This window comes from Streptomyces sp. CNX435 (assembly GCF_059570575.1).
Genome location: NZ_JCANTA010000002.1, coordinates 39,631 through 53,370, shown reverse-complemented (window position 1 = coordinate 53,370; position 13,740 = coordinate 39,631). Strand labels below are relative to the sequence as shown.

At 71.1% G+C, this 13,740-nt stretch carries 13 protein-coding genes; 3 read left to right on the top strand and 10 right to left on the bottom strand.

Annotated elements, in window-relative coordinates:
* Positions 1-8: 8 nt before the first annotated feature.
* Positions 9-1,259, bottom strand: coding sequence for an MFS transporter (locus T328_RS03545; protein WP_496494360.1), 1,251 nt, complete (start codon positions 1,257-1,259; stop codon positions 9-11).
* Between the two features lie 102 nt (positions 1,260-1,361).
* On the opposite strand from T328_RS03545, the gene T328_RS03540 reads away from it, so the two are divergent.
* Positions 1,362-2,453 (top strand): LacI family DNA-binding transcriptional regulator, encoded by a 1,092-nt coding sequence (locus T328_RS03540; protein WP_496494359.1) that lies wholly within the window; start codon positions 1,362-1,364, stop codon positions 2,451-2,453.
* A gap of 74 nt (positions 2,454-2,527) precedes the next feature.
* Here T328_RS03540 and prcA read toward each other — a convergent pair whose 3' ends face one another.
* From prcA to T328_RS03495, 9 genes are all read right to left on the bottom strand, one after another.
* Positions 2,528-3,400, bottom strand: a complete 873-nt coding sequence (gene prcA, locus T328_RS03535; protein ID WP_496494358.1) for a proteasome subunit alpha — start codon at positions 3,398-3,400, stop codon at positions 2,528-2,530.
* 53 nt (positions 3,401-3,453) lie between these two features.
* Positions 3,454-4,299: a proteasome subunit beta gene (prcB, locus tag T328_RS03530; RefSeq protein ID WP_496494357.1), complete on the bottom strand. Its 846-nt coding sequence runs from the start codon at positions 4,297-4,299 to the stop codon at positions 3,454-3,456.
* Complete coding sequence (locus tag T328_RS03525; RefSeq protein ID WP_496494356.1) at positions 4,251-4,838, bottom strand: endonuclease VII domain-containing protein; 588 nt, start codon at positions 4,836-4,838, stop codon at positions 4,251-4,253. The genes prcB and T328_RS03525 overlap by 49 nt, the downstream gene beginning before the upstream one ends.
* Before the next feature lie 9 nt (positions 4,839-4,847).
* A complete protein-coding gene (locus T328_RS03520) occupies positions 4,848-5,066 on the bottom strand; it encodes a ubiquitin-like protein Pup (RefSeq protein WP_496494355.1) in 219 nt (72 codons plus the stop codon).
* A 169-nt stretch (positions 5,067-5,235) separates the two neighbouring features.
* A complete protein-coding gene (gene dop / locus T328_RS03515; RefSeq protein ID WP_496494354.1) occupies positions 5,236-6,747 on the bottom strand; it encodes a depupylase/deamidase Dop in 1,512 nt (503 codons plus the stop codon).
* A 243-nt stretch (positions 6,748-6,990) separates the two neighbouring features.
* Positions 6,991-8,757 (bottom strand): proteasome ATPase, encoded by a 1,767-nt coding sequence (arc, locus tag T328_RS03510; RefSeq protein ID WP_496494353.1) that lies wholly within the window; start codon positions 8,755-8,757, stop codon positions 6,991-6,993.
* Positions 8,758-9,049: 292 nt separating this feature from the next.
* The gene (locus tag T328_RS03505; RefSeq protein ID WP_496494352.1) at positions 9,050-9,628 is read right to left on the bottom strand and encodes a hypothetical protein; all 579 of its coding nucleotides are present in this window, start codon (positions 9,626-9,628) and stop codon (positions 9,050-9,052) included.
* A gap of 111 nt (positions 9,629-9,739) precedes the next feature.
* On the bottom strand, positions 9,740-10,645 hold the full coding sequence (locus T328_RS03500; RefSeq protein ID WP_496494351.1) for a tRNA (adenine-N1)-methyltransferase: 906 nt from the start codon (positions 10,643-10,645) through the stop codon (positions 9,740-9,742).
* Between the two features lie 27 nt (positions 10,646-10,672).
* Positions 10,673-11,842 carry a site-2 protease family protein gene (locus T328_RS03495; RefSeq protein ID WP_496494350.1) on the bottom strand — a complete coding sequence of 390 codons (1,170 nt, stop codon included), beginning with the start codon at positions 11,840-11,842 and terminating at the stop codon, positions 10,673-10,675.
* Between the two features lie 103 nt (positions 11,843-11,945).
* Between T328_RS03495 and T328_RS03490 the strand changes: the two genes are divergently transcribed.
* Complete coding sequence (locus T328_RS03490; protein WP_496494349.1) at positions 11,946-13,016, top strand: RecB family exonuclease; 1,071 nt, start codon at positions 11,946-11,948, stop codon at positions 13,014-13,016.
* A gap of 32 nt (positions 13,017-13,048) precedes the next feature.
* The gene (locus T328_RS03485) at positions 13,049-13,720 is read left to right on the top strand and encodes a response regulator (RefSeq protein WP_496494348.1); all 672 of its coding nucleotides are present in this window, start codon (positions 13,049-13,051) and stop codon (positions 13,718-13,720) included.
* Positions 13,721-13,740 lie beyond the last annotated feature (20 nt).

Genomic DNA, 13,740 nt, shown 5'->3' with positions numbered 1-13,740 from the left:
ACTGAACATTACGCCTGTCGCTCAGTTTCGAAACCGGGTGCAGCTCCGCCGATTCGATCTTTTTCGACCGCCGGTCGCGGGTGACCGGTTCGCGCCAGAATCCGCACGAAGCCGGTCAGCACCAGCAGCGCCGCCGCCCCGCCGAACCCGACGACCGCAAAGCCGCCGGTCTCGCCGCCGTACTCGACGGCGGGGCCGGTGACCGCGGTGCCGGCCGCGGCGCCGAAGCCGAAGGTCGTCACCAGCCAGGAGAACGCCTCCGTGGCCGTGCCGCGCGGCGCGTGCCGGTCGATGACGACGAAGGAGCAGGCGAGCGCCGGAGCGAGGAACAGGCCCGCGACGCCGGAGAGCAGCGTCATCGCGGCGGGGCCGGGGGTGAGCGTCAGCGGCAGGTAGCCGACCGCCAGGCCGGCCAGGAGCAGCTGCAGCCGGCGCTCGGCCCGGCCCGGCCACTGCCGGGCGCCGTAGACGACGCCGCCGACCAGGGCGCCGGCGCCGAGCGCGGAGAGGAGGTAGCCGCCGATGGCGTCGCCGCCGCGGGCGTCGGCGTACGCGACGGAGGCGACGGCCGTACCGCCGAGGGCGACGCCGACGAAGAAGAACGCGCCGAGGACCACCTGCAGCCCGGGCGCGCGCAGGGCGCCCAGCCAGTGCGCCTCGCGGGGCTCCGAGCGCCACCGGCGGGCGGGCGGCGAGAGGACGACCCACAGGGCGCCCAGCACGCCCAGGGCGTTCAGCACGAGCAGCGCGGCGGCCTCGGAGGCGGTGCCGGCCAGCACGGTGACGATCAGCGGCGCGACGGCGAACATCACCTCCTGCGCGACGGCGTCCAGGGCGTACGCGCCGTGCACGCGGTCGGGGCGCTTCAGCACGCTGGGCCACAGCGCCCGCAGCGCGCCCTCCAACGGCGGTGTGAACAGCCCGGCGACCAGGACCGCGGCGCAGGCCAGCGGCAGCGGCTCGATGCCCACGACGGCGAAGAGGGCCATGCCGGCGGCGGACAGCAGGGCGCTGGGCAGCAGCACCCGCGGCTGGCCGCGGAGGTCGACGGCCCGGCCGAGCAGCGGCTGCCCGACGGCGGTGGCCAGGCCGTAGCCGCCGGAGAGGATGCCGCCGAGGGTGTACGAGCCGCCTTCGGCGCGGACGAACAGCACGATGGCGAAGGCGGCGGCGGCGTTGGGCAACCGGCCGATCAGCGTGCCGGTGAGCAGCCGGCCGACATACCGGACGCGCAGCAACTCGGCGTATCCCCGCAGCACGGTCCCTCCCGAAACGCTGGCGTGTTACGTATAACGCCGTAGGTTATACGTAACACGAGCGAGGGTCGACCCCACGGTCCGGGAACGGGACAAGGAGGCAGCATGCGGAGCAGGCACGGGGACCGAGGGCGCGGCGGGCCGCCGGGAGCGGGCAGCACGGCTCCACAGCCGCCGGCCACGGCCCGCGGCAGCGCCGTCACCAGCCGCGACGTCGCCCGCGCCGCAGGCGTCTCACAGGCGGCCGTCTCACTCGTCCTCGGCGACAAGTGGCGCGGCCGAGTCTCCGCCGCCAAGGCCGACGCCGTCCGCGCCGCCGCCCGCGAACTGGGCTACCGCCCCAACGCCGCCGCCCGCACCCTGCGCACCGGCGGCACCCGCACCGCCCTGCTCGTCGTCCCCGCACTCACCAACGAGTTCTTCGCCGGAGTGCACACCGGCGCCGCGCGCGCCGCCGCCGCCCACGACTTCGGCGTCGTGCTCTACCCCTCCCCCGAAGGCATCGGACCCGCCCCCGACCCGTTCGCCGCCGCCCACACCGCCGTCGACGGCGTCATCGCCTCCTCCATGGCCACCGACGCCGTACGGGCACTGCGCGGCGGCGGACTCCCGCTCGTCATGCTCGACAGCGACCCCGCCGACGCCGGCGCGGTCGCCACCGTCAACGCCGACGTCGCCGACGGCATGCGCCAGGTCGTCCGGCACCTGCTGGAGCTCGGCCACCGGCGCATCACCCACATCGCCGCCGGCATCGACTCCTGGACCTTCGCCGCCCGCGGCCGGGCCCTCGCCGACGCCCTCGTCGCCATGCCGGGCGCCCGGCTGCGCACCGAACGCGCGGAGCTGTCCGTCGCGGGCGGGCTGACGGCGGCACAGCGGGCACTCACGGGGCCTCCGGCGGACCGGCCCACAGCGCTGGTATGCGACGACGACCTCCTCGCCGCGGGCGCCTGCAAGGCCGTACGGCGCCTCGGGCTGCGGGTGCCGCACGACGTGTCGGTCACCGGCTTCGACGACCTGGCACTGGCCACCGCCGTAGAGCCGGAACTGACCACCGTACGGCTACCGGCCGACACCGTGGGCGCGGCCGGGATGACGGCGCTGCTCGACGCCCTGGCGGGCCGCCGGGCAGGCGGCACGACGGTCCCGGCCCGGCTGACGGTCCGCGACTCGACGGCACCTGCGCGGGGCGCGTAGCGGGCCGCCGGGCGCGGACACGACGACGGGCGGGCCCTCACAGGGCCCGCCCGGTCGACGCCGTACCGCTGCTTCTACTTCTTCTTCTTGCCGGAGCCGCCTCCCGGCTCCTTCGCGGCGCCGTCCCCGGCGTCCGTGTCCTCCGGGGCGTCCGTGGTCTCCGGGGCGTCCGAGGCGTCCGCGGTTTCTTCCACGCCCTCCTCGTCCTCCGCCGCCCCGGCACCGGAGCCGCCCGCGCCGCCGTCCCCGTCCTCCTCCAGCAGCCGGGAGAGCTGCGTGCCGAGGATCCGCCGGAACTTCCGCTGCTGCGCCCGGTTCCGGTCGAGAACCGCGACCTCCAGCTGCTTCGACGTCAGCTCCCGCTCGCCGCCGTTGTTGTCCCGGGCGAGCGACTCCGCCGCCAGCTTCAGCCCCTCCGCCAGCGTCATACCCTCACGGTGCCGCTGATCGAGATAGCTGCTGATCTGATCGGCATTGCCACCGACAGCGACCGACCCGTGCTCGTCGACGATCGACCCATCGTGCGGCAGCCGGAAAATCTGGTCGTCAGCGGGGGTCTCCCCCACCTCCGCGACGATCAGCTCCACCTCGTACGGCTTCTCAGCGCCGCTGGAGAAGATGGTGCCGAGAGTCTGGGCGTAGACGTTGGCGAGACCGCGGGCGGTGACGTCCTCACGGTCGTACGTGTACCCGCGCAGATCCGCGTAGCGAACACCGCCGATACGCAGGTTCTCGAACTCGTTGTACTTGCCGACGGCGGCGAAGGCGATCCTGTCGTAGATCTCACTGACCTTGTGCAGGGCCCGGGACGGGTTCTCCGCGACGAACAGGATGCCGTCGCTGTACTGCAGCACGACCACGCTGCGCCCACGCGCGATGCCCTTGCGGGCGTACTCCGCGCGGTCCGCCATGGCCTGCTGGGGTGAGACGTAGAACGGTGTCGACACCGGCTTATCCGTCCCTCTCTGCTCGGTGGGGAAATCTCGTGGGGCCGCGCGCGTCAGAGCACCGACGCCCGCGGGCCGTCCGGCTGCTCCAATCTGCCGTCGACCACCGCGCGGGCGATCTCGGAGACCTCGTCGTCGGCGAGCCTGCGGAAGCCCTCGTCGGTGATGGACGTGACAATGGGGAAAATACGTCGGGTCATGTCAGGCCCGCCGGTGGCGGAGTCGTCGTCCGCCGCGTCATACAGCGCCTGGACGACGACGGTGGCGGCCTGCTCCTCCGTCAGCTCGTCGGTGAACAGCTTCTTCAGCGCACCGCGGGCGAACACCGACCCGGAGCCCACAGACGCGAAACCGCGCTCCTCAGTCCGGCCGCCCGTCACGTCGTACGAGAAGATACGGCCCTTCTCACGCGCGGGATCCCAGCCGGCGAAGAGCGGCAACACCGCCAGCCCCTGCATGGCCATACCGAGATTGGACCGGATCATCGTGGACAGCCTGTTGGCCTTGCCCTCCAGAGAGAGCTGCGCCCCCTCGACCTTCTCGAAGTGCTCCAGCTCCAGCTGGAACAGCCGCACCATCTCGACCGCGACCCCCGCGGTGCCGGCGATGCCGATGGCCGAGTACTCGTCGGCGGGGAAGACCTTCTCGATGTCGCGCTGAGCGATCATGTTCCCCATCGTGGCGCGGCGGTCACCGGCGAGCACAACCCCGCCGGGGAAGGCCACGGCCACGATGGTAGTGCCGTGCGGCGCCTCGACGGCGCCCTTCACGGGCGGCAGTTCCCGGTTGCCCGGCAGGGCCGCCGGGGCGTGCACACCCAGGAAGTCCATGAACGAGGACGAGCCCGGGGTCAGGAAGGCGGCTGGCAGGCGCCCGGTGCTCCGAGGGGTGGCTTCCACACGGTTCCTTCCACGTATGCGGCGGCACGCCTTATGACGTCCGGCCGGTCCTTGAACTGCCCTAGGGCTGCGTTGCAGCTGAAGCACAGTACGCCACGGACCTTACCGGTCTCGTGGTCGTGGTCTACGTGCACAGCCGGAGCCGAGAGGCAGACGAGACACACGCCCATCTGCGACGCGATCAGCTCATCACGTTCGGCTTCCGTCATGCCGTACTGCCTCTTGAGGTGGCCAGCCCGGCCCGCAACGGCCCTACACGCCTTGCAGCGCGTCGACAATCCGTCGGAGGCGGTCGCGTTCTTGTGCCACTCGCGGTGCGGCTTCACCTCACCGCACCCGCGACACCTCTTGTGGCCAGGTGGCACGGGAGGATACTTGAGCGCTCGCCTCTCTCGTCGCTTCTTGGCGTCCCACGCCTTGTAGTACTCCCGGCTGCACGACTTGCAGTAGTCCTGGAGCCCGTCACGGTTGTCTGCGTGGCGGGCGAAAGCTTCTCGCGGTAGAGATCGTTTGCATCGTGAACAGCGCTTCTCGTTCATGTCCGTGAACTACTGTCCACCCTTCTGAACGAAACTGCGCACGAAGTCCTCGGCGTTCTCTTCGAGCACATCATCGATTTCGTCGAGAAACGAGTCCACGTCCTCGGACAGCTTCTCCTGCCGTTCCTTCAGGTCCTCGGAGACCTCGGCGTCCTGCGCCTGCTCCTCGACCTCTTCCTGGGACCGCGTGGCCTTCTGCTGACCACCGCCGCTGTCCTTGGTCGCCATATCCCTCACCCCGCTCGGTGTCGCCCGATGGTCCTGACTGCGTCGCCCTGCAAGATCCGACCCTACAAGCTGGGCCCGACATCGGCCCCGTGCTCTCTCAACGCTCGAAGGCCACCCGGATGATTCCCCTCCGCGCCACCTTTAGCCCGGTCCGTCCCGGCTCAGTCGCTCAGCCGCCGGAGAGGACCCGTACCAGCTCCTCCGCCGTGCGGCAGCGGTCCAGCAGCTCCTTGACGTGGTTGCGGGTACCCCGGAGGGGTTCCAGGGTCGGCACCCGCTGCAGCGAGTCACGGCCGGGGAGGTCGAAGATGACCGAGTCCCAGGAGGCTGCGGCGACGTCGTCCGCGTACTGCTCCAGGCAGCGGCCGCGGAAGTACGCCCGGGTGTCCTCCGGGGGGTTCTTCACGGCCCGTACGACGTCGTCCTCGGCCAGCAGCCGCTTGACGCGGCCGCGCGCGGCCAGGCGGTTGTACAGGCCCTTCTCGGGGCGTACGTCGGCGTACTGCAGGTCGACCAGGGCGAGGCGGGCCGCGTCCCAGTCCAGGCCGTCGCGGCGGCGGTAGCCCTCCAGCAGCTCCAGCTTGGCCAGCCAGTCCAGCTCGCCGGCCAGGCTCATGGGGTCGGCCTCCAGTCGGTTGAGGGTGTCCTCCCATCGGGTCAGCACGTCTTTGGTCTGGTCGTCCGCGTCGGCGCCGAAGCGCTCCTCGACGTACTTGCGGGCCAGCTCGCAGTACTCCATCTGGAGCTGCACGGCGGTGAGCGTGCGCCCGCTGCGCAGTACGACCTGGTGGCGCAGCGTGGGGTCGTGGGAGACCTGGTGCAGTGTCCGTACCGGCTGGTCGACGGCCAGGTCGACGGCGATGAAGCCGTCCTCGATCATCGACAGCACCAGGGCGGTGGTGCCGAGCTTGAGGTATGTGGAGATCTCCGAGAGGTTGGCGTCGCCGATGATGACGTGCAGTCGGCGGTATTTTTCGGCGTCGGCGTGGGGTTCGTCGCGGGTGTTGATGATGGGGCGCTTGAGCGTGGTTTCCAGGCCGACCTCGACTTCGAAGTAGTCGGCGCGCTGGCTGAGCTGGAAGCCGTGTTCGTTGCCGTCTTGGCCGATGCCGACGCGGCCGGCGCCGGCGAAGACCTGACGGGAGACGAAGAAGGGCGTCAGGTGGCGCACGATGTCCGAGAAGGGGGTTTCCCGCTTCATCAGGTAGTTCTCGTGGCAGCCGTAGGAGGCGCCCTTGTTGTCGGTGTTGTTCTTGTAGAGGTGGATCGGCTGTGCGCCGGGCAGCTGGGCCGCGCGTTCGGCGGCTTCGGCCATGATGCGTTCGCCGGCTTTGTCCCATAGGACGGCGTCGCGGGGGTTGGTGACCTCGGGTGCGCTGTACTCGGGGTGGGCGTGGTCTACGTAGAGCCGTGCGCCGTTGGTGAGGATGACGTTGGCGAGGCCGATGTCTTCGTCTGTCAGCTGGCTGGCGTCGGCGGCCTCGCGGGCGAGGTCGAAGCCGCGGGCGTCCCGCAGCGGGTTCTCCTCCTCGAAGTCCCAGCGGGCGCGCCGCGCCCGGTGCATCGCCGCGGCGTACGCGTTGACGACCTGGGATGAGGTGAGCATGGCATTGGCGTTCGGGTGGCCCGGAACGGAGATTCCGTACTCCGTTTCGATGCCCATTACTCGCCGTACGGTCATGCGGCCCTCCTTGCCCGGTGCCGGCCCCGGCCCTGGACGGCACTCATGTACCGCTGCGTCTGCGGCACGCGTGGTCCCTGCTGCGGCGATGCGCTGTGCGACGCGCCGGTAGGGAAGAGCCTAGAACGCCTTAGCGGCGGTGGGGAGATCATTACAGTCTTTGCTCCGGTCCGTTCGTACCCGTGGAAATACGTGTCCGGCTGCGGGCGGCCGTGTGGTGCCCCCGCAGCCGGATTGCCGCATTTACAGGTACTGACCGGTGTTGGCGACCGTGTCGATCGACCGGCCCGTGTCGGCGCCCTGCTTTCCGGTGACGAGGGTGCGGATGAACACGATCCGTTCCCCCTTCTTTCCGGAGATCCTGGCCCAGTCGTCGGGGTTGGTCGTGTTGGGGAGGTCCTCGTTCTCCTTGAACTCGTCGACGCAGGCGGCGAGCAGGTGGGAGACGCGCAGACCCTTCTGGTTGTGGTCGAGGAACGCCTTGATGGCCATCTTCTTGGCACGGTCCACGATGTTCTCGATCATTGCGCCGGAGTTGAAGTCCTTGAAGTACAGGACTTCCTTGTCCCCGTTGGCGTACGTGACCTCCAGGAACCTGTTCTCCTCGGACTCGGCGTACATCTGTTCGACGACGGACTGGATCATCGCGTCGACCGTGGCCTCCGGCGAGCCGCCGTGCTCCGACATGTCCTCGGCGTGCAGCGGCAGGGTCCGGGTCAGGTACTTCGAGAAGATGTCCTTCGCGGCCTCGGCGTCCGGGCGCTCGATCTTGATCTTCACGTCGAGCCGGCCGGGGCGCAGGATCGCGGGGTCGATCATGTCTTCGCGGTTCGAGGCGCCGATGACGATGACGTTCTCCAGGCCTTCCACGCCGTCGATCTCGGAGAGCAGCTGCGGGACGATGGTGTTCTCCACGTCCGAGCTGACGCCGGAGCCGCGGGTGCGGAAGAGGGAGTCCATCTCGTCGAAGAAGACGATGACGGGGGTGCCCTCGCTGGCCTTCTCGCGGGCCCGCTGGAAGACCAGGCGGATGTGCCGCTCGGTCTCGCCGACGTACTTGTTGAGCAGTTCGGGGCCCTTGATGTTCAGGAAGTAGCTCTTGCCCGCGGGGCGGCCGGTGTGCTCGGCGACCTTCTTGGCGAGGGAATTGGCCACCGCTTTGGCGATCAGCGTCTTGCCGCAGCCGGGCGGGCCGTAGAGCAGCACGCCCTTCGGGGGCCGCAGCTCGTGCTCCTTGAAGAGGTCCGGGTGGAGGTAGGGCAGCTCGACGGCGTCTCTGATCAGCTCGATCTGGTTGCCCAAACCGCCGATCTTGGTGTAGTCGATGTCGGGGACCTCTTCGAGGACCAGCTCCTCGACCTCGCTCTTGGGGATGACCTCGTAGACGTATCCGGAGCGGGGTTCGAGCAGCAGGGCGTCTCCGGCGCGGATGGTGGTGTGCAGCAGCGGCTCGGCGAGCCGCACCACCTTCTCCTCGTCGGTGTGGCCCATGACGAGGGCGCGCTCGCCGTCCTCCAGGATCTCCTTGAGGGTGACGATGTCTCCGGAGCGTTCGAACTCCATGGCCTCGACCACGTTCAGCGCCTCGTTGAGCATCAGCTCCTGGCCGCGGCGGAGCTCTTCCAGCTCCACGCTGGGGCTGACGTTCACCCGCAGCTTGCGGCCGCCGGTGAAGATGTCCGCCGTGCCGTCGTCGTTTGCCTCCAGGAAGACGCCGAAGCCGGCGGGTGGCTGGGCCAGCCGGTCGACCTCTTCCTTGAGGGCCACGATCTGGTCGCGGGCCTCACGGAGAGTGTTGGCGAGGCGCTCGTTCTGCGCGGACACTCCGGCGAGGTTGGTCTGCAACTCGACGATGCGCTCTTCGAGGATCCTCGTGTGACGCGGCGAGTCGGCGAGCTTTCGTCGCAGGACGGCGATCTCCTGCTCAAGGTAGGCGACCTGGCCGGCAGGGTCTTCGGACCCTCGACCCGGCCGGATGCCGCGGTTGGTGTCGTCGTCGTGGGCTGCCACGGTCCTCACCTCCTCCAAGGGGAGCTGGACGCTTCCTGACCCTACCTGGCCGCGTCCCACTTGAAACCCCTAGATCACAAAGACGGTCGGGGTGCATCCGATCTTCACCCGTGCGCCCGTCCTCACGCCAGGCAATTACCCATCCAGCAACATCGGAAAGCAGCCATTTGTTTCGTCTACAACGTTCAACACCCGCCAAGGGTGCCTGGAATTGCAGCGGAACGACGACCGGTCCCCGGCTTGCTCCGGGGACCGGCGGGTGGTGCGGTGTGGCGGGGGCGGCGGCGGGGGCTCAGACCTGGGTGCCGGGCACGGGCTCGGCGGTGAGGCGGAAGCGGCCGTTCTCCCAGTTCCAGGTCACGTTGCGCTGCTTGTCCGGCTTGCTGCGGGGGACGTCGGGCGAGGAGTAGCCGAGGAGGGTGGCCGAAATATCGTTTTCGCGGACAGCGAATTCCCCGACGCTCATCCCCTCGGCGGGGTCGAGGAGGGTTTCGGTCACGCGCGGTGACCGTCCGGGCTTGGCGGCGCCGGAGAGGACGTACATCCCGCTGGGCGGGGTGCCGGCGGCGGCCTGGCAGCGGACCACGGCCACGGTCTCGGCGCGGCCGTCGGCGTCGAAGTCCGCGGAGCCGTGTTTGAAGACCTCGGGCTCGGTGCCGGCGCAGTCCACGGGGTAGGTGGCGGTGTCCGGGTCCGGGCCGGGGGCGGGTCTGCCCGCGTGGTCGCCCTTGTCGTCGTTGCCGGCGGCCTCGGTCGGGGGTTGGATGAGCGCGGCGAGGGCGATGACGCCGGCCATGGCGGCCGCGGTGGCGATCCAGTGCACCGCGCGGGGGTGGGTGTGCGGGAGGTCGGCGCCGGGCAGAGGCTGCACGGGTGAGGCTCCTGGGAGGGCTGGGAGGGCCATGGAGAGGGCAGCATGGTGTCACACACCGGCCGCCCGCGGAACGTCCCGTGCCGCTTCTGTGCCCACTTCTCTGCCGCCTCAGCCCGCCCCGTCGGCCCGCTGGCCGCCGGGGCCGGTGTAATCCTCCCCGTACGCCCCCTTCGCGGGCCGCCTGCGGCGCAGCGGCGGCTCGACGCCGTCGGCGAGCCTGCGGGCGGTGAGCAGGAAGCCGGTGTGGCCGATCATGCGGTGGTCGGGGCGTACGGCCAGGCCCTCGACGTGCCAGTTGCGCAGCATGGTCTCCCACGCCTGCGGTTCGTTGAAGTTGCCGTGCTCGCGGATGGACTCGACGGTTCGGGCGAGCTGGGTGGTGGTGGCGACGTACGCGCAGAGGATGCCGCCGGGCACCAGGGCCTTGGCGACGGCGTCCAGGCACTCCCAGGGCGCGAGCATGTCGAGGATGACGCGGTCCACGTCGGTGTCGGAGAGGTTGTCCTGCAGGTCGCCGACGGTCAGCCGCCAGGCGGGGTGCGGGCCGCCGAAGTAGCGCTCGACGTTCTGCCGGGCGACGTCGGCGAAGTCCGCGCGGCGCTCGTACGAGTGCAGCATGCCGCTGTCGCCGACGGCGCGTAGCAGGAAGCTGGTCAGCGACCCGGAGCCGACGCCCGCCTCGACCACGCGCGCGCCGGGGAAGACGTCGGCGAACGCCAGGATCTGGCCGGCGTCCTTGGGGTAGACGACGGCCGCTCCGCGCGGCATGGACAGGACGTAGTCGGGGAGCAGGGGGCGCAGCGCGAGGTACGGGACGTTGCCCGTGGTGCGCACGACGGTTCCCTCGGGGGCGTCGATCAGCTCGTCGTGCGGGAAGGAGCCCTTGTGGGTGTGGAAGGACTTCCCGGCTTCGAGCGTGAACGTGTAGTGGCGGCCCTTGGGGTCGGTGAGCTGTACCTGGTCCCCGACCTGGAAGGGCCCGCGGCGGCGGGCGGCACCGGTCGGCTCGGACATGCCGCTCACCCTATCGGCCTGCGGGGGTCAGGACTGCGGGCGGGCCATCGCGGCGACGAAGGCGCGCTCGACGTCGGCGGTGGCGAGCACGCCGTAGATGTGGCCGGTCTCCTCCACGACGAGGTACTCGCTGTGCGGGCTCTCGCGCAGGTGCTCCAGCAGTTGCTCGCCGGTCAGCTCCGCGGAGACCTTCATCTCGTCCGTGAGGTCCTGCGAGAGCGCGCTGACGGCCACCCAGGGGCGGCGGTGGGCCGGCGTCTGGGCGATGGCCGCGCCCCGTACGACGCCGGTGGGGTCGCCGCGGCCGTCGACGACCACGAGGGCGCGGGCGCCGGCCGCGTCGGCCCGGCGCAGCGCCTCGGACAGCGGGGTGTCGGCGGTGACGGGCGCCGCCCTGCGGGTGAGCGCGCGGGCGCGCAGCTCGGGCAGCCGCTCGCGCAGCCGGGCCATGCGCAGGCTGTTGCCGGCGCCGGTCCAGATGATAGCGGCCAGGATCGCCGCCAGCAGGGCGTCGGTGACGGTGTCGAAGCTGCCGGGGTCGGACGCCCGGGAGTGGGTGAACAGCGGCAGCCCGATGAGCGTGGCCACGGCCAGCGCACGGCCCACCCAGGCGGCGACGACCGTGCCGGTCATGGGCTTCCCGCTGACCTTCCACACCACGGCGCGCAGCATCCGGCCGCCGTCCAGCGGCAGGCCGGGCAGCAGGTTGAAGACGGCCACGATGAGGTTAGAGATCATCAGCGCCGCGAGCAGCACGGCGGGCACCGTGTCCTCCTCGACGAGCTGCAGGGCGCCGAAGAAGCCGCCGGCGAGGACCAGCGAGAGCAGCGGGCCGGCGAACGCGAGCCAGAACTCACGGCCCGGGGTCTCCGACTCCTTCTCGATCTCCGAGACGCCGCCGAAGAACTGCAGCTGGATGCGGCGTACGGGCAGCTTGTAGTGGATCGCGACGCGGGTGTGGGCCAGTTCGTGTACGAGCACGGAGGCGTAGAACGCGACGGCGAAGAACAGCGCGATGACGTACCGCAGGGCGCCCAGCTCGGGCAGGATCCGCTCCAGCTGGCCGCCGAAGACCCAGGTGATGAGCGCGGCGACGAGGAACCAGCTCGGGGCGACGTACACGGGCACGCCGAAGGGGCGGCCCATGAGGATGCCGCCGCGGCGGCGGGGCCGATCGCCCCTGCGCTCCTCGCTCACGACTCCCACTCCTGCCCGTTCGCGGCGCCCCGTTTCCTGCCCGCCGGTCTGGCCTGCATGCTATGCCGCCGGATGTCGGTGGTGGGCCCTAGGGTCGTACACCATGAGTACCCGCACCGACACCGGGAACCCCCCCGCGGACCCCGCCCCGCCGCAGCCCGGAGGGGACGCCGGGCCGGACGCTCCACGGGCCCCGGCGCCGCCCCAGGCGCTGTCTCCCTCCCGCGCGGCCGACTTCATGACCTGCCCGTTGATGTACCGCTTCCGGGTGATCGACAGGTTGCCGGAGAAGCCGCGCGCCTCCGCGGCCCGGGGGACGCTGGTGCACGCGGTGCTGGAGCGGCTCTTCGACGATCCTGCTGCCGAGCGTACGCCGCCGCGGGCGCGGGCGCTGGTGGCGCCGGCGTGGGAGCGGATGCTCGCGGCCCGGCCGGAGCTGGCGGAGCTGTTCGCGGAGGGCGACGCGGGAGACGCGGGAGACGCCGGGGACGGCGGCGAGGCCGCGAAGGCAGCGGATGCGGGCGACGGGGGCGGAGGCGGGGACGGCGGTGCGGAGGGGGCCGCGGAGCGGCTGGCGGCGTGGCTGGCCGGGGCCGAGCAGCTCGTCGAGCGGTGGTTCACGCTGGAGGACCCGGCGCGGCTGGAGCCCGCGGAGCGGGAGCTGTTCGTGGAGACCATGCTGGCCTCCGGGCTGAAGCTGCGCGGCGTCATCGACCGGGTCGACGTGGCGCCGACCGGCGAGGTCCGCGTCGTGGACTACAAGACCGGTAAGGCGCCCCCGCCGGAGTACGCCGCGGACGCCCTCTTCCAGATCAAGTTCTACGCGCTGGTGCTGTGGCGGCTGCGCGGCAGCGTCCCGCGCCGGCTGCAGCTGGTCTACCTGGGCAGCGGTGACGTGTTGACGTACGACCCGGACGAGGCCGACCTGCGCGGCGTGGAGCGCAAGGTGCACGCGCTGTGGCAGGCGATCCAGCGCGCGACGGAGAGCGGCGACTGGCGGCCCAAGCCCGGCCGGCTGTGCGGCTGGTGCGACTTCCAGGCCGCCTGCCCGGCCTTCGGCGGCACCCCGCCGCCGTATCCGCTCGGCGGCGGGGTGCCGCCGGACCCCGCCCTGCCCCAGCCCCGCCCGGCCGGGGACGGGGACGGCGCGCAGGGCAGAATGGACACCGCCTGACAGTTCGGTCCGGCAGAGGTAGAGGAGACCCTGTGGCCATCCGCGTCCTGCTCGTCGACGACCAGCCGCTGCTGCGCACCGGCTTCCGCATGATCCTGGAGGCGGAGCAGGACATCGCTGTCGTCGGCGAGGCCGGCGACGGGCTGCAGGCGCTCGACCAGGTCCGGGCGCTGCAGCCGGACGTGGTGCTGATGGACATCCGGATGCCCCGCATGGACGGCGTGGAGGCCACCCGGCAAATCACCGGCGCGGGCCGGGACGGCCCCGCGAAGGTGCTGGTGCTGACGACCTTCGACCTCGACGAGTACGTGGTGGAGGCGCTGCGCGCCGGGGCCAGTGGCTTCCTGCTCAAGGACGCGCCGGCCGGCGAGCTGGTGCAGGCGATCCGCGTGGTCGCCGCGGGGGACGCGATGCTCGCCCCGAGCATCACCAAACGGCTGCTCGACAAGTTCGCGACCAAGCTGCCGACGGGCGAGAAAGACGTCCCGGACTCGCTGGACACGCTCACCGAGCGCGAGGTCGAGGTGCTGAAGCTGGTGGCCCGGGGGCTGTCGAACGCCGAGATCGCCGCCGACCTGTTCGTCAGCGAGACGACCGTGAAGACCCACGTGGGCCATGTGCTGACCAAGCTGGGCCTGCGCGACCGGGTGCAGGCCGCGGTGTACGCGTACGAGAGCCGACTGGTGCGCCCCGGCGGGTCCTGAGGGGACCGGGAGCCCTTCGT